The organism is Faecalibacterium sp. HTF-F (assembly GCF_023347535.1).
Classification (GTDB): Bacteria; Bacillota; Clostridia; order Oscillospirales; family Ruminococcaceae; genus Faecalibacterium; species Faecalibacterium wellingii.
Map to the genome: position 1 here is coordinate 486,379 of NZ_CP094473.1, position 22,003 is coordinate 508,381.

Below are 22,003 nucleotides of genomic sequence, written 5' to 3' on the forward strand. Positions count from 1 at the left end.
ATTTTTTTCAGAAATATCTGACTGTATCGCAAACAAAACGAAAGGCAGGTTCCCCGCATGACCAAACTAAAAGTTGCATTTATCTGTGTCCATAACTCCTGCCGCAGCCAGATTGCGGAGGCATTGGGCAAAGCGCTGGCGTCCGACGTGTTTGAAAGCTATTCTGCTGGAACGGAAACAAAACCCCGGATCAATCAGGATGCTGTCCGACTGATGAATGAGCTTTATGGCATCGACATGGAGCAGACGCAGTATTCTAAGCTGATTTCTGCGATTCCTGAACCGGATTTTACAATCTCGATGGGATGCAATGTAGGATGCCCTTTTATTGGTAGACCATTTGATGATAACTGGGGATTGGAAGACCCGACTGGAAAAGATGATGCTGCGTTTAAGGATGTGATCATGCAGATCCATCAAAATATCATAGCATTGAAAAATCGCCTTCAAACTATATAAATCTGCTTGTCAGGAGGGCTGGCACCGTCCAGCCCTCTCTCTTTTTGCCAAAAGAATTTTTCGGAACTGAAAATGCAAAAAGCTGAGCACCTATTTTTTCGCAGATGCTCAGCTTTGCTGTACTTTTTTCTCTGGATTTATGATGAGTTTTTCAACTTTTGGGCTGCTTCAGGTGCTCTTTGCTGAAGTTTTCAACGTCTTTCGCCCTCGACATTTTGCAACAGCCCTTGCTCTGCTGAAAAGTTTTTCCGCTGAGGATGCCCAGAGCATCGCGGAGGGCATTTTGAATGCTCCCGTCTCCGGCATTGCCGCGCAGCGGCACATCATTTTGCGCCCGGCACAAACATCATTGCCGCAGGCACATCATTCTGAAACTGCACCCTGCAGTTTCAGCACACCGGCCTGCTCCAGACGCTTGCGCAGCAGTGCACCCACGACGCAACTCACCACGATCTTGGCAAGGTCCAGCGCAATGAAGGGATACACGCACACCGACAGCGCATAGCTCAGCTCACACTGCATCTGGAACACGAACCATGCAGTGCCCAGCACATAGCAGGCGGCATCGCCCAGCACAAGGCCGATGCCGGAGACTACGGGCTGGCCCTTGCTCTTTTCGATGAACAGACCGCCGATGAAGGCCAGCAGCAGATAGCCCACCAGATAGCCGCCGGTGGGGCCTGCCAGCTTGGCAATGCCTGCGCCGTAGCCGGAGAACACCGGCACACCCACCAGACCGATGAGCAGATACACCGCCACGCTCAGGGTGCCGAACTTGGGCCCCAGCAGCCATGCGGTCAGGCAGATGACAAAGTTTGCCAGCGAGATGGGAATGGCCCCGATGGGCACCGTCAGCGGGCCCAGCACGCACATTGCGGCGGCCATCAGTGCAGTGACGGCCATCTGATAGGTGGTCAGCTTTTTGTTTTTCATAGATTGAAATTCCCCTCTGTTAAAAATTTACAAGGCATCTGTGCCCGAGTATAGCGCAGCGGGGGACAGATGGTCAACAATAAAGTTTCGAGGGGGTTTACAATTCGGAACCTGATTGTAATACGGTGGAGAGTGTGCTAAAATAAAAATGCCGCCTGAAACGGCGGCGGAACTGGTGCTGTCCATAAAACGCAGGCGGCGACCCCATACCGGCAGGCTTTGTTTTCACAGAATGCCGGGAGGTCGGCTTTTTCGTAAAAGTACATACTTCCGGACGCTTACGCGGAAGGAGGGATGCCGGATGTCCACAGCAGAGATCTTTACGGTGATCGTAGCGCTGCTGGCGCTGTTGGTCAACGTGGTGTTTGTGACCTTTCAGGTCACATGGACCCTTGCCAAGGATCAGAAGGACAAAAAGAAAAAGTAACCGCCTTGTGCCTACCAAACCCAAGCGGTTACTTTTCTTTTTAGAACTCTAATTGCCGGTAAGGTGGCTGCCGTTTGCGGGCAGCACCTTTTCTATTGATAGTATAGTCTGTTTTATACGGCTTGTCAAGAAAAACAAGGAGGTCCCCTATGGGTGGAGGACACGTATCGCGCCCCGATTTCGGGATGCCGCAGCCCGACCCGGCCTGCCCGCTGACCGAGTTCTATCTGCTTTTGCAGCACGCACTGGATGCGGCGGGCAGCTTTGCCCTGCCGGCGCTGTATGCCCGCGTGCAGGCACCGGCGCGGTGGATCGATCCGGACGAAGCGCGGGAGTATCTGACCCTGTCGCCCACGGAGCGGGAAGGGGATACCCGTCTTCTGGCCCCGGGCAATCTGCAGCTGCTGTACAGCACCCTGCATGTGGCACCGGACGGCGCGCCTGCGGCGCTGCTGCTCACCGGGGAGTGCACCCGCACCACCGTGGCGGTGCAGCTGCTGCCGCCCTTTGTGTGGGAGGACCCGCTGCCGCCTGTGCCGGATGCGCCTGCGGCGCTGGCGCTGCAGCTGACCATGCAGGATGTGGAGCTCATCGATGCCGACTCCGCAGCGCTGGGCCAGAAGCTGGTGCACACGGCACAGCACAAGCGCTGGCTGCATCACCCGAAGGCGGATACCTTTCTGGCCGGGCGGGTGGCCCTGCTGCAAAGGGTCTACCGTCGGTGAGAGAAGGATCTGAATGGCCGCCGCAGCGCGGATAATATTTAATGTAATATTATTTTTAATTCAGCAATAGCAGACGGCCTGCGGGCCGTCTGCTATTGCATTTTCACGGGAGAGGCGGCAAGAGCAAACTGCATTTGCGGACGCTGGCTCCCTATGGAGAGCATCCGCGCCAGCGGGTGAGCTGGCAAAGCGGAGACGATTCTTGACCAAAAGGCCTTTTGCAACCCTTTTGTTTTTTGTGGTTTCATGGTATACTATCGCATACGAATGCGCACAAACGGCCTGTGTGCGCAGTTTTTCATAAAATTTTCCAGCAATGCAATCTTCGGGGGCGTTCAGCCGTGTATAGGGTGAATGTCCCCGTGGAATACGGATTCCACAGCCCTGTACAGGCGTAAAAGGAGAGCTTGAATGATGGGACAGCTGACCAGAAATGAAGTATTCACGCTGGCAGTGCAGAAGTACAGCGATGCTGTCTACCGTGCTGCCATGCACAACAGCCGATGCGCGGCCGATGCCGAGGATGTGGTGCAGGATGTCTACGAAAAACTCCTGCATTACAACGGCACCTTTGAGAGTGAGGAGCACCTCAAAGCATGGCTGCTGCGGGTAGCCATCAACCGCTGCCGGGACCTGACCCGTGCAGCGCACCAGAAGGACACGGAGCTGGACGAGAACCTGCCCGCACCGGATGAGTTTGCGGACGGCAGCGTGCTGGATGCGGTGCGCGCCCTGCCGGAAAACTACCGCAACGCCATCTACCTTCATTATTATGAGGGCTACACGGCGGCGGAGATCGGGCGGATGCTGGGGGCACCGTCCAACACGGTGCTGAGCTGGCTGCGGCGCGCAAGAGCACAGTTACATACGATGCTGAAGGAGGAGATCGAGGATGAGGTGGTATGAGTATAAGATGGAGACGGACGATCTCTGTGCACCGGAGGACCTGAAAGCAAAGCTGCTGGCCATGACCGACCAGCTGACCGAAGAGGAAAAGAACCAGCCCATGATGGAGACCCCGGCACCGGCCCGGCCTGCACCGGTGCAGCGGAAAAAGCCTGTCCGCTTTCCTGTAAAGCGGGTGGGCACACTGGCGGCCTGTCTGGCGGTGTGCGCGGTGGGCTACGGTGCCTTTGCCACCGGCATGATCGGCCTTGGTGCAAAGAGCAGCAGCCCGGCGGCCTATTATTCGGCGGACAGCACTGCGGCCGCGATGGCGGCAGGCGGCGTGGACCGCGCCGCTGTGGACAGCCCCATGGCCGCCGATTACAGCCTGAACAGCCTGTCACTGGAAAGCGGCGCAGACAACGGCACCGCTGTTTATTCGGAGAACGATGCGGCGGCAGCGGCCCACAGCACCGACCACGCAAAGATCATCTACACCGCGAACCTCAGTCTGGAAAGCAAGGACTACGACGCGGCCCGCGCTGCGCTGGATGCGGCGGCTGCCGAAGCAGGCGGCTACATGGAATCCAGCAGCGAATACTCCGGCACCGAGGACAGCCGCAGCGTCAGCCTGACCTTCCGGGTGCCGCAGAAGAACTACGCCAGCTTTCTTGCGGCTGTGGCCGAAGCCGGCAACGTGACCTACAAAAACCAGCAGGCCGACGACGTGACCGCCCAGTACATGGACGTGGAGGCCCGGCTTGAGAACCTCAAGGCCCAGCGCACCCGTCTGCAGCAGCTGCAGCAGCAGGCCGAGACTCTTTCCGACCTGCTGGAGATCGAGTCCAGCCTGACCGAGGTGCAGAGCCAGATCGAGAGCTGGCAGAGCCAGATGGACTGGTACAGCAATCAGGTGGAGCAGTGCACCGTCTGCGTGAGCCTGAGCGAGGTAAAGACCTACTCGCCGCCCAGCGAGAGCTTTGTCTCCCGCATGGCCGACGCATTTGCCAGCGGCTGGCAGAACTTTGCACAGGGCGTGCAGCAGCTGGCCGTCTTCCTTGCAGGCGCATGGCCGGTGGTGGTCATCGCGGCGGCGGTGGCTGGCGGCGTCGCAGTGTGGCGCAAAAAGAGAAAGTGAGCAGGCCCGGAAGGAAACCAGAAAATTTTTTCAGAAAAGGGTTGACATCCATCCCGCTGTGTGGTATTATACTTGAGCAGTCAGCGAGAACCGCTGAGAGCACAAAGTAAATATCGCGGGGTGGAGCAGTCTGGTAGCTCGTCGGGCTCATAACCCGAAGGTCGTTGGTTCAAATCCGGCCCCCGCAACCACCAAGCATCCTGAAGTTTCAGGATGCTTTTTTGTTTTGCTTTTTCGGAAGGGAAACCATGGGCTTTTCCACAGGAGAGGGATAAACGGTGGAAAAACCCGAGGGCAGGACTTCTCTTTACTCGTCATTCTGCTGTACAATATCGCCCGAATTTGGACAGCCTGATGAAACGGGACCGGAAGGCCATTTCCACCTTGACGCCCTGCAAAAAATATGCTATTTTAAAAAAGCACAGAGCCGGTCTGCATTCATGCGGCGGGCCGCTTTGGGCCAGATCAAAAGAAAATCGTACGTGAGCAGCGTCGTTGGATTGTTACCGTTTGGCGGGCTAGACCAACTCTGCACAGCACAAGCCGAAAGCGTGTTTCAGCCTCCGGTGTTATTTGCTGTGTCAGGAGTGGTCTTTTTTTATTGCCTTTTTCGGCCTGAGGAGGAGAGACGATGCAATATACCGTCAAAAAACCGATCAACAACAACATCCTGCGGGTGGTGGACCCCACCGGCTGCGAGCTGATCGTTACCGGGCGCGGGCTGGGCTTTGGCGCAAAGCCGGGGTACAAGCTGGACGCCGGAAAGGTGGAGCGCAGCTACCGCATGACCAGCCCTGCCGTGCAGCAGAAGCTGGTGGAACTGCTGGAACAGATCCCCTATGAGCATCTGCTGCTCACCGATGAGCTGGTGGCAATGATCCGCAGCCGGGTGAACTACCCGCTGAACGAGAGCCTGCTCATCACGCTGGCCGACCACATCAGCTTTGCTATCCAGCGCAGTGAGCAGGGCATCCGCTTCTCTAACCCGCTCATGGCACCGATCCGGGAATTCTATCCGCAGGAGTACCGCCTTGGCATGGACTGTCTGGCCATCATCCGCCAGCGCTGCAAAGCAGACCTCTCGGATGACGAGGGCGGCTTCATCGCCCTGCACATCGTCAATGCGGAGCTGAACACCACCATGAGCGTGGTGAACGACGTCACCCGCTTTGTGGACGGCTGCGTGCAGGTGGTGGAGTGCTTCTACGGCTGCCATTTTGACCGGGACGCGCTGGATTTCAGCCGCTTCACGGTGCATCTGCGCTTTTTTGCGCAGCGGGTGTTTCAGGGCAAACAGGAGAGCGAGAACGATGCCCACGATGAGATGTTCCGGGCGCTGATCGCACGGAACTGCAGCGAACATTATAAATGTGCCTGCTGCCTTGCGGATTACGTGCGCAACACATGGAACAAGGAGCTTTCGGACGAGGAGCTGGTGTTCCTCACCATTCACCTGAAGCGCATCCGGATGGGAAAGTAAGCCGCCCGCCTGCCGCACCGCCGTACCTCTGATTCTCCGCAGGCCGCGCCTGCGTGTGGATATATTTGCTGGATACAAATTTGGAAAAAGGAGAATTGAAGATGAAAGACAAGATCTTTGGCGTGCTGCAGCGTGTCGGACGCAGTTTTATGCTGCCCATTGCACTGCTGCCCGTGGCGGGTCTGCTGCTGGGCATCGGCAGCTCGTTCACCAACGAGACCATGCTGGCGGCCTATGGCCTGAACAGCGTCATCCACCCCGGTACCCTGATCTACACCATTCTGGACGTGATGAGCCAGACCGGCAGCGCTGTGTTCAACAATCTGGCCCTGCTGTTCGCCATGGGCGTGGCCATCGGCATGGCCCGCAAGGAAAAAGAGGTGGCCGCCCTGTCCGGTGCGGTGGCCTATATCATCATGAACACGGCCATTCAGGCCATGATCAACGCTGCAGGCGGCGTGGACGCAATGCCCGCCAACTCCACCACCACCATGCTGGGCATCACCACCCTGCAGATGGGCGTGTTCGGCGGCATCGTGGTCGGTCTGGGCGTGGCAGCCCTGCACAACAAGTTCTATAAGATCGAGCTGCCGCAGGTGCTGGCCTTCTTCGGCGGCACCCGCTTTGTGCCCATCATCAGCTCCATCGTGTATCTGGTGGTCGGCATCGCCATGTTCTACATCTGGCCGGTGGTGCAAAGCGGCATTGCTGCGCTGGGCGCACTGGTGCTGGCTTCCGGCTATGCAGGCACCTTTATCTACGGCCTGCTGGAGCGTGCACTGATCCCCTTCGGCCTGCACCATGTGTTCTATATGCCGTTCTGGCAGACCGCTGTGGGCGGCACCGCCATCATCGACGGCGTCACCGTGACCGGTGCCCAGAACATCTTCTTTGCAGAGCTGGCCTCCAAGTCCACCACGGTGTTCTCGGTCAGCGCTACCCGCTTCATGGCCGGTAAGTTCCCCTTTATGATGTTCGGCCTGCCCGGCGCTGCGCTGGCAATGTACCACTGCGCAAAGCCGGAAAAGAAAAAGGCGGCAGGCGGCCTGCTGCTTTCTGCAGCCCTGACCGCCTTCCTCACCGGCATCACCGAGCCGCTGGAGTTCACCTTTATCTTTGTGGCACTGCCCATGTACGCCGTGCACTGCGTGCTGGCGGGCCTGTCCTTCATGCTCATGCATATCCTGAACGTGGGCGTGGGCATGACCTTCTCCGGCGGTCTGATCGATCTGGTGCTGTTCGGCGCGATGCAGGGCAACGCCAAGACCCACTGGATCTGGGTGGTCGTTGTGGGTGCAGTGTATTTTGTGCTGTACTACCTGATCTTCCGCTTTATGATCTCCAAGTTTGACTACAAGACCCCGGGCCGCGACGATGCGGAGGAGGTCAAGCTGTACACCCGTGCGGACGTGAACGCCCGCAGCGCCGCTTCCGGCAGCAACGCCCCCGCAGGGGATGACCCGGTCAGCGCCCTGATCGTGGAAGGTCTGGGCGGCACCGACAACCTGTCCGACGTGGACTGCTGCGCCACCCGTCTGCGCTGCACCGTCAAGGACGCTGCGCTGGTCCGGCAGGATGTGCTCAAGGCTTCCGGTGCTTCCGGCGTCATCTGCAAGGGCAACGGCGTTCAGGTGGTGTACGGCCCCAAGGTGGCCGTCATCAAGGCGAAGCTGGAAGATTATCTGGAAAATGCGCCCAAGACCCCGGCGGCGCCCGCAGCACCCGCCCCGGCAGCGGCCCCCGCAGCCCCGGCAGCAGCCGCAAAGGATACCGTGCTTGCAGCCTGCCTCACCGGCACCGTCGTCCCGCTGGCTGAGGTGAAGGACGAAGCCTTTGCCAGCGGTGCGCTGGGCGACGGCATTGCCATCGAGCCTGCGGTGGGTGAGCTGGTGGCTCCTGCCGACGGCGAGATCTCTTCCACCTTCGACACCCACCACGCGGTGGGCATGACCACCGTTGACGGCGCGGAGCTGCTGATGCACATTGGCATCGACACCGTCAAGCTGGGCGGAAAGCACTTCACCTACCTCGTCAATGAGGGCGACAAGGTGCGCAAGGGCCAGCCGCTGATCCGCTTTGACATCGAGGCCATCAAGGCCGAGGGCTATCCCGTCACCACGCCGCTGATCGTCTGCAACACCGACGAGTATGCAGCGGTCACCCCCAAAGCCTCCGGTACCGTGAAGCAGGGCGATGCACTGCTGGAACTGAAGGGCTGATGCGTTTCTCCCAAAAGGCAGGGTTATCATAAAGCAAAGGGCCGTCTCCGAATGCGGGGGACGGCCCTTTGTGCTGCCCAAAAGCCGGTTTTTCCGGCCGGTCGGGGCCTTTCTCTCTGCGTTCCGGGTCAAGCTGCAAAAGTCGATTTCTATGGATTTTTGCGCGTTTCTGTTTACGCCAGCGGAAAATGATGGTATGATAAACTGGATGTAAACTGGACACGGGCGGGCAAGCCTGCCGTGCAGCACCCGGAGGGAGAAAACCAATGAAAAAACAGATCAAGTCGCTGCTGTGCGGACTGTGCGCGGCGGCACTGGCACTGGGCTGCGGCGGCTGCGGCGGCAGTGCCGGGCCAGAAGTGCCCGCCAAAGTGACCAATATCATGGTGTGGACCTATTACAATGGCGACCAGCTGGAAAGCTTTACCAGCCTTGTGGACCAGTTCAACGAGACCGTCGGTGCCCAAAAGGGCATCAAGGTGTCCACCGAGAGTCAGGGCAGCGTCAACGATCTGGAAACCAGTGTGATGGACTCTGCCGAGGGCAAGGTGGGCGCTGCCGCCATGCCCAATGTCTTCTCGGCCTACGCCGACACCGCCTATGCGCTGGACCAGATGGGCATGGTGGTGGACCTTGCCCCCTATCTGACCGAGGAGGAAAAGGCTCAGTTCGTGGAGGGCTACCTCTCGGAGGGGGACTTCGGGGAGGACGACAGCATCAAGATCTTCCCGGTGGCAAAATCCACCGAGCTGCTGTTCCTCAATGATACCGACTGGCAGGCCTTTGCCGATGCCGCCGGTGTCCGCTACGAGGACCTTGCCACCATGGAGGGGCTGACGGCCGCCGCAGAAAAATACTACAACTGGACCGATGCCCAGACCGCCGCGCCGGATGACGGCAAGGCACTGTTCGGCCGTGATGCCATGGCAAACTATATGCTGGTGGGCGCACAGCAGCTGGGCGACACCATCTTTGCAGTGAAGGACGGCAGAATGACCGTCAACTTTGAGCGCGATGTGGCCCGCAGGCTGTGGGACAACTACTATGTTCCCTTTGTCAGGGGCTGGTTTGCCGCCACCGGCCGCTTCCGCAGCGATGATATCAAGACCGGCAATGTGCTGGCCTACGTGGGCTCCAGTTCCAGCGCCACCTTCTTCCCCACCAGGGTGACGAACGACGCCAACGAGAGCCATGAGATCAGCCTGAAAACACTGCCCGCCCCGCAGTTTGAAGGCGGCGAGGCGGTCGCGGTGCAGCAGGGTGCCGGTATGGTGGTGACAGCAGCCAAAGAGGAGGAGGTCGAGGCCTCGGTGGAGTTCCTCAAATGGTTCGTTCAGGCGGAGAACAACATCGCCTTCTCGGTGGGCTCGGGCTACCTGCCTGTCACCCGGAAGGCCAGCGATATGCAGGAGATCCTTGCCAGCGGCCTGACTCTGGACGATAACATGCAGCAGACGCTGGCAGTTGCGGTGGATACGGTGAACGGGAATCGTCTGTATACGCCCTACGCCTTTGCAGGCGGCAGCAGCGCCCGCAAGGTGCTGGAATACGGCCTGAGCGACCTTGCCGCAGCGGACCGCGAGACGGTGGTCCAGCGCATTGCCGAGGGCCAGAGTGCCGCCGAGGCAGAGGCCGAGTTTTTGACCGACGAGTATTTTGAGGCATGGTATCAGGACATCTGCGCAAAGCTTGCACAGTACGAGGGCTGAGCTGCACGGGACACACGGAGAAAAAAGAGGTGAGGATGATGCTGCACAGGCGGGCAGCGCAGGGCACACAGACGTCCCGGCGCGGAGAAAAGACACAACCGATCTTCTGCACCATTTTCGGGGCGATGATGCTGGTGCTGGTGGCAGAGGTCCTACTGCTCGTGATCAGCATCTGCGTCACCGATGTGGGCGGCAGGCTGAACCAGAACGCAAAGGACATGCTTGCCATGCAGGTGCGCAACCGCGTCGGTTACGTGCAGGACCTGATGCAGGATGCACAGGACCTGACCGATCTCTCGGACTACATCGACCGGGCCACCCTTGCCATGGTGAACACGGGCCGTCTGGATCTGGATGCCCTGAACACCGACAGTGAACAGAGCAGCGCGCTGCTTGCCGCCATTGCACCGGAACTGGTCAACACCCTGCGCGCACGGTCCGTCACCGGTATTTTTGTGGTGCTGAACACCGAGGACCTGCGCATTCTGGATGTGGGCAGCGGTGTGCCCGGCATCTATCTGCGGGATCTGGACCCGGACGCCCGCCCTTCGGAGGAGAATGCCGATCTGCTGATCGAGCGCGGCAGCGCGGCGGTGGTCAAGGCGCTGGGCATCACCACCGATAAAAGCTGGCAGCCTGTCCTGCGCTACTATGGCCTGAAGGGCCGGGGCTTTTTCAAGGATCCGTTCCTGCGGGCCTATGAGGACAATGCCCGCCTGAGCGAGGAATATTACGGCCGCTGGACCACCAGCGCATACACGATCTCGGACGATGACCGCTCGGCCATTGCCTACTCTCAGCCGCTGATCCTGCCGGACGGCACGGTGTACGGCGTGGTGGGCGTGGAGCTGCTCACCAGCTACCTGCAGGAAAAAATGCCCTATGAAGAGCTGCAGAACGAGAAAAGAGGCGCGTATTTTCTGGTGTCCACCACTGCGGACGAGGACGCCGAGGAATTCGTGGTCAGCAAGTCGGTCACGTCCAGTCAGGACAGCTATGCACTGGAAGAGCCTGAAAGCATGATGCGCTGCGAGAGGCGGGCAGACGGCTGCTGGCTGAACCTGCACAAACGGGATTACTACGCGGTGGCAATGCCCATCTTCCTGTACAGCCGCAACGCGCCCTTCTCCGATGAGCACTGGCTGCTGATCGGCGCGGTGAACAGCCAGACGCTGTTTTCCTTTGCGCAGAATGTCCGGCATGTGCTCACCGCTGTGGTGGTGGGCACGCTGGTGCTGGGCATTCTGAGCAGCCTGCTGATCGCCCACAAGCTGGCCCGCCCGGTGGAGCTGCTGTATTACGAGGTGGTGGACGGGCAGGAGAAAAAGAAGTTCCCGGAGCTGTCCCATACAAAGATCCGGGAGCTGGATCGTCTGGCCGATGCACTGACCAGCCTGAACAGCGAGCTGCTGAACAACTCCACAAAGTTTTTGCGCATCATGGATATGGCCAGTGTGGAGCTGGGCGGCTATGAGCTGCGGTTCGACACCGGCAGCGTGTATGTTACCGATAACTTTTTTTCCCTGCTGGGCGAACCCCTGCCCAAGGACGGTTTCCTGAGCGTGCGCCGCTTTGAGGAAATACTGACCCGGATCCAGCTTTCCCGCCCCTGCACCACCACGGAAAGGGGAGACAAGCTGCTGACCATCCGCAAGGGCGGCCAGACCCGCTACGTTCTGCTGCGCGTCACCAAAGACTGGAACGTGCAGGTGGGTCTGGCCGAGGATGTCACCGCCGCCACGCTGGAGCGCCTGCGCATCGAGCACGAACGCGACTACGATATCCTCACCGGCCTGTACAACCGTCAGGCCTTCCAGCGGGTGTGCGGGGAGCTGTTTGAGGACCCGCAGCAGCTGGGCACCGCAGCCCTGCTGATGATGGATCTGGACAACCTCAAGCACGTCAACGACACCTACGGCCACGACTGGGGCGACCAGTACATCCACCGCACCGGCCTTTGTCTGGCAGAGAACACCCCCGCCGGCACGGTGGTGGCCCGCCTGTCCGGCGATGAGTTCATGCTGCTGTTCTACGGTTATCTTAACCGGGAGCAGATCCGGGAAAAGGTGCGCATCCTGAGCGACGCCATGCAGAAGAGCGTGGCGGTGCTGCCCGGCGGCAGCGAACTGCGCATCAGCATCTCGGGCGGCATGGCATGGTACCCGGAGGACAGCCGGAACATGGAGACCCTGAAAAAATATGCCGACTTTGCGCTGTATCAGGTCAAGCACTCCCACAAGGGCTGCCTGCAGGAGTTCAGCATGGAAAGCTACCGCAGGGAAGCCCAGACCGCACAGCTGCGGCGGGACTTCCAGCAGCTGCTTACCGAGGAACGGGTGTACTATATGTTCCAGCCCATCTTCTCGGCCTACGATGGCCGGGTGATGGCCTACGAAGCCCTGATGCGCTCCGATATGGAGAGACTGCGTTCGCCTGCCACCATCATGAAGCTGGCGCGGGAGCAGGGGGCACTGCAGGAGATCGAACGGCTGACCTTCTTCAAGTCGCTGGAGACCTTTGACCACCTGCGCAGCGAGGGTCTTGTGCGCAGGGACGCGCTGCTGTTCATCAACTCCATTGCAAGCATTGCCCTGCCGCAGGAGGACTGCGAGTATATGGACAGCCGCTGGCATGAGCTGCTCCGCCAGGTGGTGATCGAGATCACCGAGGAAGAGGCGATGGACCGGGAAGCAATGGAGGCAAAGCGCCGTGCGCCGAGCTCTTCCGGCATGTTCGCGCTGGATGATTATGGCAGCGGCTACTCCAACGAGGGCAGCCTGCTGGAGCTTTCGCCCCGGTTCATCAAGGTGGATCTCACCATCATCCGCGGCATCGACACCGACCCCGACAAACAGCAGATCGTGCAGAACATCGTGGCCTATGCCCACCCGCGCAGCATGCAGATCATTGCCGAGGGCGTGGAGACGGCCGAGGAGCTGAAAAAGGTGCTGGAGCTGGGCGTGGACGGCCTGCAGGGCTATTTCCTTGCAAAGCCCGCCAACATCCCGACACGGATCGCGCCCGCTGCCCGGCAGATCATTGAAAACAGCCATAGCTCGGACTGCGGCTGATGTCCGGCCGGCAACTGAAACAGAACAGCACGGGAGGTGCTTTTTATCATGGTACAGGTAGACCTTATCACCGGCTTTCTGGGGGCAGGAAAAACCACCTTTCTGCGCCGGTATGTCCGGTATCTGGTGGAACAGGGCCACAACGTCTGCATTCTGGAAAACGACTTTGGGGCCGTGAATGTGGACGCGATGCTGGTGCAGGACCTTCTGGGCCCCCGCTGCGACCTTGAGACCATCAGCGGCGGGTGCGACTGCGACACCCACCAGCGCCGGATGCGCACCAAGCTCATTGCCATGGCCATGCGCGGGTTCGACCGGGTGGTGGTGGAGCCCAGCGGCATTTTTGATGTGGACGAGTTCTTTGACGTGCTGCGGGACGACCCGCTGGACCGCTGGTATCAGGTGGGCAATGTGATCGCCATTGTGGACGCCATGCTGCCCGAGACCCTGTCCCCGCAGGCAGAGTATCTGCTGGCATCCGAGACCGCCAACGCGGGCCGGGTGCTGCTCAGCCGTACCCGGCAGGCCGGGCAGGCCCAGACGGCCGCCGCTGCGGCCCACCTGACCCGGGCGCTGGAAAGCTGCAAGTGCTCCCGCCGCTTTGCACCGGAGGAGATCCTGACAAAGGACTGGGCGCAGCTCACCGAAGCCGACCTTGCCGCCCTTGCGTCCTGCGGATACCGGCAGGCCAGCTGCGAAAAGCTGCACTTTGACGAGCACGAAGCCTTTTCGTCCCTCTGCTTTCTGGAACAGCACCTGACGCTGCAGCAGCTGCAGGCTGCGGCAGACCGCCTGTTTGCGGACAGGGCCTGCGGCCATGTGCTGCGGGTGAAGGGCTTTGCGCCGGACCCGGGCGGGCAGACCGGCTGGCTGGAACTGAACGCCACCGCCGCCGGAAAAACGCTGGCCCCCATCCCGCAGGGACAGGATGTGCTCATCGTCATTGGCGAAGGGCTGGACAAGGCGGCCATTGAAGCACGGCTCAAGGCCTGAATTTTCAACACAAAAACAACAGAATGGTGAAAAACAGAAGGAGAAAGAGAAGGAGGTCATGAACAAGACCCGGCAGGCTCCCTCGGCACGGCGCATCATCGGCATGGTGGTGGGTGTTATCATCATCGCCTTTGGCCCCTTCATCCAGTTCTTCGATGGACATTTCGCCCAGAAGGCGCTGAAATATAAACAAGAAAAGGAATAACAAAAAAGGCGTGGGCCTCCGAATGGAAGCTCACGCCTTTTACGATTACGATCAGAACTTGAACAGCGGGGTGCCTGCCAGCACATCGCCCTCAGCCAGCATCTTCAGCTCGCCCATGTCATCGCCGTTGGTCACGATGATGGCAGTAGCGGTGGGATGGCCTGCGGCGCGGATGGCGTCCAGATCCACCTTCAGCAGCGGGGTGCCGGCCTTGACCTTATCGCCCACCTTGACCAGTGCCTTGAAGCCCTTGCCCTGCATCTCCACGGTGTCCATGCCAACATGGATCAGGATCTCGATGCCGTCCTCGCTGGTCAGGCCCACGGCGTGCAGGGTGGAAGCCACCTGTTCCACGGTGCCGTCAAACGGAGCATACACGGTCTTGCCGGTGGGCTCGATGCCGCAGCCGGGGCCAAGGATGCCCTGTGCAAAGGTCTCGTCGGGGATGTCGGCCTGTGCCAGCACCTTGCCGCGGATGGGGGTCAAAACGGTCTTGCGCTGACCAAAGAATTTAGCGGTCTCTTCCTGCTCGGCCTTACCGCCGAACAGCTTATCAAAAAATCCCATGGTAAAATACCTTCCTTCCAATCACTTTACAGGAAGCGGCGGCGCAGTGCAGCCGACCGTCTCCAAACCCAATGTGGTATACCCAAAAGATACCATATCGTGAAGAAAATTGCAATCGATATCCTGCATAAAATCGGCAGAAAATCTTCGGCAGGGTCACATCAGGGCAATCAGCTGTTCGATCTCCTCCATGCGGGTGGCCCAGCTGGTGGCAATGCGCATCACGGTGTGGGTGTCGTCGTACTTTTCCCAGAAGCCGAACTTTGCCTTGCCTTCCAGCGCTTCCAGCTGGCTGTTTGCCAGAATGGGGAACACCTGATTGGTGGGCGATTCCATATAAAAGCGGTAGCCCTTGGCAGCAAGGCCTTCCTTCAGACGGTCTGCGGTCTCGATGGCGTTCCGGCTGATGCGGGTGTACAGATCATCGGTGAACAGCACGTCGAACTGCAGGCCCAGCAGACGGCCCTTGGCAAGCAGCGCGCCCTGCTGCTTGACCATGGTCATAAAGTGGGCCGGTGCGCCGTGAGGGAACACCACGGCCTCGCCGCACAGAGCGCCCACCTTGGTGCCGCCGATGTAGAACACATCGGTCAGGCGGGCAATGTCCTGCAGGGTGACGTCGGTGCCCTTTGCCATCAGGCCGTAGCCCAGCCGTGCGCCGTCCATGAACAGCGGCATCTTGTATTCCTGACACACGGCGTGCAGCTCTTCCAGCTCCGCCTTAGTGTACAGGGTGCCGTACTCCGACGGGTGAGAGATATACACCATGCCGGGGAACACCATGTGGTCGTGGTTGGCATCGGCGTAGAAGGTGGCGCACCAGCTGCGCACATCGGCAGCGCTCACCTTGCCCTCGTGGGCCGGCAGCGGGATGACCTTGTGGCTGGTGTACTCGATGGCACCGGCCTCGTGGGCGGTAACATGGCCGGTGGCTGCGGCCAGCACGCCCTGCCAGCGCTGCAGCATGGACGCAATGACGATGGCGTTGGTCTGGGTGCCGCCGGAGATAAAGTACACATCTGCATCCGGGCAGCCGCAGGCAGCGCAGATCTTTGCCTTGGCGCTGGCGCAGTAGGGGTCGGTGCCGTAGCCGGACACCTTTTCAAAATTGGTCTCGGTCAGCTTTTGCAGGATCGCGGGGTGTGCACCCTCGCAGTAGTCGTTCTCAAAATAAAGCATCTGTCATTCTCCTGATCCAGTGAGATAAAGCGCGGATAAGGCTATTCTACTACGGGGAAGAGGGAGTGTCAAACCCCGTCCTCCCTTTATGGCAAAGGATTTTTACTGTATCTTTAGTACAGCTATGGTATAATTCAGGAGAGAAAACATATTGTTTGGGAAGGGGAATGTGCATGAAAAAACAGACGCTTGTGCGGGATGCCGCCGTAATGCTGCTGACTCTGCTCGCTGCCTATGCCATGGTGATGCTTACACAGGCTGTTATGGGCCGCATTGAGGGCGTTGCCATGCTGATCTTTATGCTGGCAGTATTTGTCACATCAATGTATACAGAGGGGTATGTCTGGGGCGTGGCAGCGTCCCTGATCAGCGTGCTGGCGGTGAATTTTGCCTTCCTCTCGCCGTATTTCGCGTTCAACTTTACTCTGTCGGAAAACCTGTTCTCCGGCCTTGTGATGCTTGTGGTGTCCATCATGACCAGCACCCTGACCACCCGCATCAAAAAGCAGGAGCAGCTGCGCATGGAGAGCGAAAAGGAAAAAATGCGCGCGAACCTCTTGCGCGCGGTTTCCCACGATCTGCGCACCCCGCTCACTTCCATTTATGGTGCCTGCTCCACCGTGATCGAAAACTACGATTCGCTGGATAAGGCAAAGACCATCAAGCTGCTGGGCGAGGCCTGCAGCGATGCCCAGTGGCTGACCCGCATGGTGGAGAACCTGCTCTCGGTCACCCGCATCGACAGCGAGAAGGTGACGGTGCAGAAGACCCCCACGGTGCTGGACGAACTGCTGGATGCCGTGCTGGTCAAGTTCCGCAAGCGATACCCGGATATTCAGGTGGAGCTGGAAACGCCGGATGCCTTTATCGTGATCCCCATGGATTCCATGCTCATCCAGCAGGTGCTGATGAATCTGCTGGAAAACGCCGCTCTGCACGCTGAGGGCATGACAAAACTGACCCTGAAGGTGTTCACGGTGGGCAATCGCGCGGTGTTCGAGGTGACGGACAATGGCTGCGGCATCCCCAGAGAACGGCTGAAAACGCTGTTCTCCGGCACCGGCAGCACCGACCCGGATGTGCCGGCAGACAGCCGCAAGCACGGCATGGGCATCGGCTTGTCGGTGTGCGCAGCCATCATCAAGGCCCACGGCGGTGAGATCAAGGCCGAGAGCCGGGTGGGCGAGGGAACCACCATCCGCTTCTGGCTGGAGACCGAAGAAATTGAAATGGAGGATGCAGAAGATGAGCAATAATAAATTCAAAGTCCTCATTGTGGAGGATGAGGCGAATATCTGCAGCTTTATCGAAACGCTGCTGACCACCAATGATTATCAGGCGCTGGTGGCTCACACCTGTACCATGGGCCTGACCCTGTTTGCCTCCCACAACCCGGATCTGGTCATTCTGGATCTGGGCCTGCCGGACCGGGACGGTCTGGAGTTCATCCGCACCGTGCGGCAGAAGTACATGACCCCCATCGTGGTGCTCTCGGCCCGCACCGACGAGATGGATAAGATCGAAGCGCTGGATCTGGGGGCCAATGACTATATCACCAAGCCCTTCAGCACCGGCGAGCTGCTGGCCCGCGTGCGTGCGGCCCTGCGCCTGAACCGTTATGGTGCCCTGCGCGGCGGCAATGCCCCGGCAGGGGAGTTCCGCGCACAGGGAATGCGCATCAATTATGACCGCCGCAAGGTGTTTGTGGACGAGCAGGAGATCAAGCTGACCCAGACCGAGTACAACATCGTGGCGTTCCTCTCCCAGCACGCGGGTCGTGTGATGACCTATGCGGCCATCGTCAAAGCCATCTGGGGCGATACCGACATCGGCAGCACCAAGAAGCTGCAGGTGAATATGGCCAACATCCGCAAAAAGCTGGGCAGCCGCCCGGGCAGCAACGCCTATATCCTCAATGAGCTGGGCGTGGGCTACCGCATGATCGACGAGGACAACGACACCCATAACCGGGAGAATCTGGAATGACACTTGCGCTGCTTCTGTTTGCAGCCACCTATCTGCTGATGCTGCGGCTGCAGCAGTACCGCCCGTGGGTGGCACTGTGCAGTGCGGTGCTCTTTATTGTGCTGGGCGAGGCCGGGGGATACGGCTTTTCGCTCCGTGCGGCACTGCAGGCGGTGGATTACAACGTTCTGCTGATGATGGCGGGCACCATGGGTACGGTGGCGCTGTTCATCGAGAGCAAAATGCCCGCCCGTCTGGCGGAAATGCTCATCGTCCGGGTGCCGGACGTCAAGCGGGCGGTGTGTATGCTGGCGCTGTTCGCCGGCGTCATCAGTGCTTTTGTGGACAATGTGGCTACCGTGCTCATGGTGGCTCCGGTGGGCCTTGCCATTGCCCGCAAGCTGAAGATCTCGCCGGTGCCGGTGATCATTTCCATTGCGGTCTCCTCCAACCTGCAGGGCGCAGCCACGCTGGTGGGCGACACCACCAGCATCCTGCTGGGCAGCTTTGCGGACATGAACTTCTTCGAGTTCTTCTGGATGCAGGGCCGTCCGGGCATTTTCTGGGGTGTAGAGCTGGGCGCACTGGCATCGCTGGCGGTGCTGCTGTGGCTGTTCCGCCGTGAGACCCAGCCGGTCTGTGCAAAGGTGGAAACGGAAGTGGAGGACGACGTGCCCGCCGCCCTGATGCTGCTGACAGTAGGCCTGCTGATCGCGGCATCTTTCCTGCCGGAGCCCGCCGCCGGGCCGCTGCATACGGTGTATGAGCTGCGCAGCGGTCTTATCTGCATGGGCCTGTGCCTGTTTGGCACCGTGCGCGCCTGCCTGCGGGCAAAGTCAGCAAAGCCGCTGGGGCGGGTGCTGGGCGAGCTGGACTGCGATACCCTGCTGCTGTTGTTTGGTCTGTTCGTCGTGATCGCAGGCATTCAGGCGGCGGGCGTCATTGATGCAGCGGCCCGGCTGTTCCACGCCGTGGCGGGAGAAAGCCCCTTCCGACTGTTTACGCTGCTGGTAGTGGTTTCGGTCGTGCTGTCGGCATTCATCGATAACATCCCATACGTAGCCGCCATGCTGCCCGTGGTGCAAAGCATTGCTGCACTGATGAATGATGGCCGGGGGATGGAGCCCTACGTGTTTTACTTCGGTCTGCTCACCGGTGCCACTCTGGGCGGCAACCTGACGCCGATCGGCGCTTCGGCCAATATTGCTGCCATCGGCCTGCTGCGCAAAAACGGTGAAACCGTCACGACCCGGGACTTCCTGCGCATCGGCGTGCCCTTTACGCTGGCTGCAGTGCTGGCAGGCTATGTGTATCTGTGGCTGGTGTGGGGCAGAGTCTGATCTGCTGGCCTCCGGCACGGCTGTCTGCTGAAGAAAAAACAAAGAAACTCCGACCCTCTGCACTGCCGGAAAATCGGCCTGCAGAGGGCTTTTTCGCGAAAGTATGACGTTTTGTAGTGAAGAAAAAGTTTTTTTGAAAAAATGCTTGACATTCTGCGTATATCTGGTATAATAACTATCGTTCCGAGCGGCACAGCTCACGAACACAACAGAATATGCGGATATGGCGGAATTGGCAGACGCGTTAGATTCAGGTTCTAATCGGGGCAACTCGGTGGAGGTTCAAGTCCTCTTATCCGCACCAAACAATGAAAATCCGAACCTTTTCTCGATAGGAGAAGGGTTCGGATTTTTTGTTTTCTTCGGAAAGCAGAACGAGGGTTCTTTTCCAGCCGCTGTGTGTCCAAAACCTTATCAAAAAAGACGTATCACAAAAGTCACAACTGTAAAGGTGCCGTAAGGCAGAAAGGACACGAACATGAAGTACGATGCAAGAGCCTGCCATTTCAACATGGACACCGGCTGCGTGGAGCTGTTGCTCCGGGATGGGAAAATGATCTCCATTGACTGCACCGGGGTCGAGGATGCACTGGATGTGACCATGGCGCAGAGGTCAGAACTGGATTATCTTATCTACAATGACCCGCTTGGCTATGCCGATTTGATTCTGAACGGAGACCCGGAGAAATATTTGAGGAATGTAGCTGAAAGCCATGGATTAGAGGATTGATCGTTTAGAGATCAACTCGATATAAGGAACAAGCCCACAGGTCTGCCGTATTTTATATGCGGTCTATCCTGTGGGCTTGTTTGCTATTATCGACTCATGATTGAATTTGAAATTTCAAGCACGACCGTATCATATTTGTAGGTGGCAACAATCATCGGCAGGCTTTCCAGCCTTCAAAACCTATGCACACGTCTGATTTTCGTACCGTTTGAGCCAGAGAAAAAAGCTGATGTTTAATAAGATGCCCACTGCGGTGGAGGTGGGTGCGGACAGACCAATCATCGTCAGGCTGGCGTTGGGCTGGATACTCATAATATACGCCATGGGGAGACGCACCAGCAGAGTCTGCACCAGCCCCTGTACCATGACCCAGAGCGTTTTGTCGTTGCCATTGAAGTAGCCTACCATGCTGAACAGGATGGCAGTGGCGATGGTCTCGGGCGCAAAGCCCATGAGGTAGGCGTAGCTGTTGGCAATAACAGCGGCATCTGCCGTAAACAGACCGGAGAGAACGTCACCCTTGCACCACACCAGTGCAAATACGGCGCAACCGAACACTAGACCGATGCCAATGCCGGTGAACATGGACTGCTCGGCGCGTTTTTTATTGCCAGCACCCACGTTCTGGGACACAAAGGATGCCATGGACTGCATCAGAGAACTGGGGATCAGCATGGCAAAATTAACGATCTTGCACGCCACACCGTAGCCAGAAGATGCCTCCAGCCCCAACCGGTTGACGAAAGCGCAGAGCGCCAGAAAGGAAAGCTGGGTCAAAAACTCCTGCAAAGCCAGCGGCAGACCGATGCCCAGAAATTTTTTGCACTGGGGGTTCAGCTTGAAATCAGAGCGATGGATTTTGAAGGGCAGCTCCTTCTTCAGCAGCATTGCGATTGCACAGATTACGCTGACGGCTTGTGCTGCTACCGTAGCAATGGCGGCACCGGCAGCATCCAGATGAAAACCAGCCACCAGCACCAGATCGCCAATAACATTCACAATGCACGCCACCAGTACAAAGATCAGCGGAGAGCGGCTGTCGCCCAGACCGCGGAAAAGAGCCGAGAGCATATTATAGGCTACAATAAAGAAGATGCCGCTGCCGCAAATGCGCACATAGCTGGCGGTCAGGTCTAGGGCTTCGGCAGGAGCCTGCATCAGACTGGAAATAAGCCGTGCAAAAAACACCAGCACCACGAACAGTGCAGCTGCCAGAAGGGTGAACACAATAGCTGCCCCGCCAATGACTTGCCCGATGTACTGCGGTCGTTTTTCGCCCAGATAGCGGGCAATGAGCACTGTGACGCCCATGGCAAGCTGGGTGACAACAAAGGTGACGAGATTGAGTACCTGGCTACCAGTAGAAACCGCAGACAAGCCTGAAGTGGAGCCAAAGCGCCCCACTACCAGAAGGTCTACTGCGCCGTAAGCGGCCTGCAGCACCAGCGCACCCAGAATGGGCAGCATGAAAAAAGCGAGCTTTGGCAAAATGCGGCCTTGGGTAAAATCGGTCTTATCGTTTTTCAAGAGAATCTTTCCTTTCGCGCATAATAGCATAGAATTTTTCCAGCGTTTGGATGGTGCACGCTGCATCCTCCTCGGAAATGCTGTCCAAATACGGGAGCAGTTGCGAGAAGTAGTCCGTATTGTACTTCTGGGAAAGCGCTTGCCCGCTCTCGGTGAGAAACAGATAGGTCACGCGGCCATCTTCAGCGGATACCTGTTTTCTCAGATACCCTTTGTGCTCCATCTCTTTTGCGGTACGGGTCACACCGGGGCGGGGCAGGTTCAGTGTATCGCTGAGATCAGAGATCTTCGGCTGGATGCCACGGGTCTGCAATTTCTGAATAACATCCAGACACTGGATATAAGAGGATGTCACACCCTCCGGCAGGGCAGGCAGCATCTCCCGTGCCCGCTTTGCCAGATAGCAGGCATCCAGCAGCTGCTTGATCAGTTCGATGGTCATAATGAAATT

The 22,003-nt window shown here is 58.6% G+C and carries 20 protein-coding genes and 2 tRNA genes; 17 read left to right on the forward strand and 5 right to left on the reverse strand.

Annotated features, from left to right (window positions below; translation table 11 throughout):
* Positions 1 to 57 precede the first annotated feature (57 nt).
* On the forward strand, positions 58 to 459 hold the full coding sequence (locus tag MTP37_RS02290) for an arsenate reductase/protein-tyrosine-phosphatase family protein (RefSeq protein ID WP_249238028.1): 402 nt from the start codon (positions 58 to 60) through the stop codon (positions 457 to 459).
* A gap of 363 nt (positions 460 to 822) precedes the next feature.
* On the opposite strand, the gene MTP37_RS02295 is transcribed toward MTP37_RS02290, so the two are convergent.
* The gene (locus MTP37_RS02295) at positions 823 to 1,392 is read right to left on the reverse strand and encodes a biotin transporter BioY (protein WP_249238029.1); all 570 of its coding nucleotides are present in this window, start codon (positions 1,390 to 1,392) and stop codon (positions 823 to 825) included.
* A gap of 301 nt (positions 1,393 to 1,693) precedes the next feature.
* Here MTP37_RS02295 and MTP37_RS13100 point away from each other — a divergent pair, with 301 nt between their 5' ends.
* From MTP37_RS13100 to MTP37_RS02345, 11 genes are all read left to right on the forward strand, one after another.
* Positions 1,694 to 1,819, forward strand: a complete 126-nt coding sequence (locus tag MTP37_RS13100; RefSeq protein WP_256469118.1) for a hypothetical protein — start codon at positions 1,694 to 1,696, stop codon at positions 1,817 to 1,819.
* A 149-nt stretch (positions 1,820 to 1,968) separates the two neighbouring features.
* Entirely contained in the window at positions 1,969 to 2,544 is a 576-nt protein-coding gene (locus MTP37_RS02300; protein ID WP_249238030.1) for a hypothetical protein, read from the forward strand.
* 411 nt (positions 2,545 to 2,955) lie between these two features.
* On the forward strand, positions 2,956 to 3,450 hold the full coding sequence (locus MTP37_RS02305; protein WP_249238031.1) for an RNA polymerase sigma factor: 495 nt from the start codon (positions 2,956 to 2,958) through the stop codon (positions 3,448 to 3,450).
* The gene (locus tag MTP37_RS02310) at positions 3,437 to 4,567 is read left to right on the forward strand and encodes a DUF4349 domain-containing protein (protein ID WP_249238032.1); all 1,131 of its coding nucleotides are present in this window, start codon (positions 3,437 to 3,439) and stop codon (positions 4,565 to 4,567) included. Before MTP37_RS02305 ends, MTP37_RS02310 begins: the two co-directional genes overlap by 14 nt.
* A 114-nt stretch (positions 4,568 to 4,681) precedes the next feature.
* A tRNA-Met gene (locus MTP37_RS02315) sits at positions 4,682 to 4,758 on the forward strand.
* 440 nt (positions 4,759 to 5,198) lie between these two features.
* Positions 5,199 to 6,047: a PRD domain-containing protein gene (locus MTP37_RS02320; RefSeq protein WP_249238033.1), complete on the forward strand. Its 849-nt coding sequence runs from the start codon at positions 5,199 to 5,201 to the stop codon at positions 6,045 to 6,047.
* Between the two features lie 101 nt (positions 6,048 to 6,148).
* Positions 6,149 to 8,266: a PTS transporter subunit IIABC gene (locus MTP37_RS02325; protein WP_249238034.1), complete on the forward strand. Its 2,118-nt coding sequence runs from the start codon at positions 6,149 to 6,151 to the stop codon at positions 8,264 to 8,266.
* Between the two features lie 266 nt (positions 8,267 to 8,532).
* Positions 8,533 to 9,975: an extracellular solute-binding protein gene (locus MTP37_RS02330; RefSeq protein WP_249238035.1), complete on the forward strand. Its 1,443-nt coding sequence runs from the start codon at positions 8,533 to 8,535 to the stop codon at positions 9,973 to 9,975.
* A gap of 35 nt (positions 9,976 to 10,010) precedes the next feature.
* Positions 10,011 to 13,046, forward strand: coding sequence for a bifunctional diguanylate cyclase/phosphodiesterase (locus tag MTP37_RS02335; protein WP_249238036.1), 3,036 nt, complete (start codon positions 10,011 to 10,013; stop codon positions 13,044 to 13,046).
* 48 nt (positions 13,047 to 13,094) lie between these two features.
* A complete protein-coding gene (locus tag MTP37_RS02340) occupies positions 13,095 to 14,039 on the forward strand; it encodes a GTP-binding protein (RefSeq protein ID WP_249238037.1) in 945 nt (314 codons plus the stop codon).
* A 58-nt stretch (positions 14,040 to 14,097) separates the two neighbouring features.
* On the forward strand, positions 14,098 to 14,244 hold the full coding sequence (locus MTP37_RS02345; protein ID WP_249238038.1) for a hypothetical protein: 147 nt from the start codon (positions 14,098 to 14,100) through the stop codon (positions 14,242 to 14,244).
* A gap of 51 nt (positions 14,245 to 14,295) precedes the next feature.
* Here the strand turns inward: MTP37_RS02345 and MTP37_RS02350 are convergent, their stop codons facing one another.
* Both MTP37_RS02350 and MTP37_RS02355 read right to left on the reverse strand, forming a co-directional pair.
* Entirely contained in the window at positions 14,296 to 14,811 is a 516-nt protein-coding gene (locus tag MTP37_RS02350) for a PTS sugar transporter subunit IIA (protein WP_249238039.1), read from the reverse strand.
* A gap of 156 nt (positions 14,812 to 14,967) precedes the next feature.
* A complete protein-coding gene (locus MTP37_RS02355; protein WP_249238040.1) occupies positions 14,968 to 15,990 on the reverse strand; it encodes a threonine aldolase family protein in 1,023 nt (340 codons plus the stop codon).
* A 173-nt stretch (positions 15,991 to 16,163) separates the two neighbouring features.
* On the opposite strand from MTP37_RS02355, the gene MTP37_RS02360 reads away from it, so the two are divergent.
* The 5 genes from MTP37_RS02360 to MTP37_RS02380 all read left to right on the forward strand — a co-directional run bounded on the left by MTP37_RS02360 (position 16,164) and on the right by MTP37_RS02380 (position 20,025).
* The gene (locus tag MTP37_RS02360) at positions 16,164 to 17,246 is read left to right on the forward strand and encodes a sensor histidine kinase (RefSeq protein ID WP_249238041.1); all 1,083 of its coding nucleotides are present in this window, start codon (positions 16,164 to 16,166) and stop codon (positions 17,244 to 17,246) included.
* On the forward strand, positions 17,236 to 17,976 hold the full coding sequence (locus tag MTP37_RS02365) for a response regulator transcription factor (protein WP_249238042.1): 741 nt from the start codon (positions 17,236 to 17,238) through the stop codon (positions 17,974 to 17,976). Before MTP37_RS02360 ends, MTP37_RS02365 begins: the two co-directional genes overlap by 11 nt.
* The gene (locus MTP37_RS02370) at positions 17,973 to 19,295 is read left to right on the forward strand and encodes an ArsB/NhaD family transporter (protein WP_249238043.1); all 1,323 of its coding nucleotides are present in this window, start codon (positions 17,973 to 17,975) and stop codon (positions 19,293 to 19,295) included. Before MTP37_RS02365 ends, MTP37_RS02370 begins: the two co-directional genes overlap by 4 nt.
* A gap of 217 nt (positions 19,296 to 19,512) precedes the next feature.
* Positions 19,513 to 19,599: transfer RNA gene (locus tag MTP37_RS02375), tRNA-Leu, on the forward strand.
* 174 nt (positions 19,600 to 19,773) lie between these two features.
* The gene (locus MTP37_RS02380; RefSeq protein WP_249238044.1) at positions 19,774 to 20,025 is read left to right on the forward strand and encodes a DUF6061 family protein; all 252 of its coding nucleotides are present in this window, start codon (positions 19,774 to 19,776) and stop codon (positions 20,023 to 20,025) included.
* A gap of 180 nt (positions 20,026 to 20,205) precedes the next feature.
* Here the strand turns inward: MTP37_RS02380 and MTP37_RS02385 are convergent, their stop codons facing one another.
* The gene (locus MTP37_RS02385) at positions 20,206 to 21,552 is read right to left on the reverse strand and encodes an MATE family efflux transporter (protein WP_249238045.1); all 1,347 of its coding nucleotides are present in this window, start codon (positions 21,550 to 21,552) and stop codon (positions 20,206 to 20,208) included.
* Positions 21,539 to 21,994: a MarR family winged helix-turn-helix transcriptional regulator gene (locus MTP37_RS02390; RefSeq protein WP_249238046.1), complete on the reverse strand. Its 456-nt coding sequence runs from the start codon at positions 21,992 to 21,994 to the stop codon at positions 21,539 to 21,541. The genes MTP37_RS02385 and MTP37_RS02390 overlap by 14 nt, the downstream gene beginning before the upstream one ends.
* Positions 21,995 to 22,003: the final 9 nt, after the last annotated feature.

Excerpts from the sequence above, each read along its gene's own strand:
- MTP37_RS02290 (WP_249238028.1), top strand. The coding sequence starts at position 58 with ATGACCAAACTAAAAGTTGCATTTATCTGTGTCCATAACTCCTGCCGC.
- MTP37_RS02295 (WP_249238029.1), bottom strand. The coding sequence starts at position 1,392 with ATGAAAAACAAAAAGCTGACCACCTATCAGATGGCCGTCACTGCACTG.
- MTP37_RS13100 (WP_256469118.1), top strand. The coding sequence starts at position 1,694 with ATGTCCACAGCAGAGATCTTTACGGTGATCGTAGCGCTGCTGGCGCTG.
- MTP37_RS02300 (WP_249238030.1), top strand. The coding sequence starts at position 1,969 with ATGGGTGGAGGACACGTATCGCGCCCCGATTTCGGGATGCCGCAGCCC.
- MTP37_RS02305 (WP_249238031.1), top strand. The coding sequence starts at position 2,956 with ATGATGGGACAGCTGACCAGAAATGAAGTATTCACGCTGGCAGTGCAG.
- MTP37_RS02310 (WP_249238032.1), top strand. The coding sequence starts at position 3,437 with ATGAGGTGGTATGAGTATAAGATGGAGACGGACGATCTCTGTGCACCG.
- MTP37_RS02320 (WP_249238033.1), top strand. The coding sequence starts at position 5,199 with ATGCAATATACCGTCAAAAAACCGATCAACAACAACATCCTGCGGGTG.
- MTP37_RS02325 (WP_249238034.1), top strand. The coding sequence starts at position 6,149 with ATGAAAGACAAGATCTTTGGCGTGCTGCAGCGTGTCGGACGCAGTTTT.
- MTP37_RS02330 (WP_249238035.1), top strand. The coding sequence starts at position 8,533 with ATGAAAAAACAGATCAAGTCGCTGCTGTGCGGACTGTGCGCGGCGGCA.
- MTP37_RS02335 (WP_249238036.1), top strand. The coding sequence starts at position 10,011 with ATGATGCTGCACAGGCGGGCAGCGCAGGGCACACAGACGTCCCGGCGC.
- MTP37_RS02340 (WP_249238037.1), top strand. The coding sequence starts at position 13,095 with ATGGTACAGGTAGACCTTATCACCGGCTTTCTGGGGGCAGGAAAAACC.
- MTP37_RS02345 (WP_249238038.1), top strand. The coding sequence starts at position 14,098 with ATGAACAAGACCCGGCAGGCTCCCTCGGCACGGCGCATCATCGGCATG.
- MTP37_RS02350 (WP_249238039.1), bottom strand. The coding sequence starts at position 14,811 with ATGGGATTTTTTGATAAGCTGTTCGGCGGTAAGGCCGAGCAGGAAGAG.
- MTP37_RS02355 (WP_249238040.1), bottom strand. The coding sequence starts at position 15,990 with ATGCTTTATTTTGAGAACGACTACTGCGAGGGTGCACACCCCGCGATC.
- MTP37_RS02360 (WP_249238041.1), top strand. The coding sequence starts at position 16,164 with ATGAAAAAACAGACGCTTGTGCGGGATGCCGCCGTAATGCTGCTGACT.
- MTP37_RS02365 (WP_249238042.1), top strand. The coding sequence starts at position 17,236 with ATGAGCAATAATAAATTCAAAGTCCTCATTGTGGAGGATGAGGCGAAT.
- MTP37_RS02370 (WP_249238043.1), top strand. The coding sequence starts at position 17,973 with ATGACACTTGCGCTGCTTCTGTTTGCAGCCACCTATCTGCTGATGCTG.
- MTP37_RS02380 (WP_249238044.1), top strand. The coding sequence starts at position 19,774 with ATGAAGTACGATGCAAGAGCCTGCCATTTCAACATGGACACCGGCTGC.
- MTP37_RS02390 (WP_249238046.1), bottom strand. The coding sequence starts at position 21,994 with ATGACCATCGAACTGATCAAGCAGCTGCTGGATGCCTGCTATCTGGCA.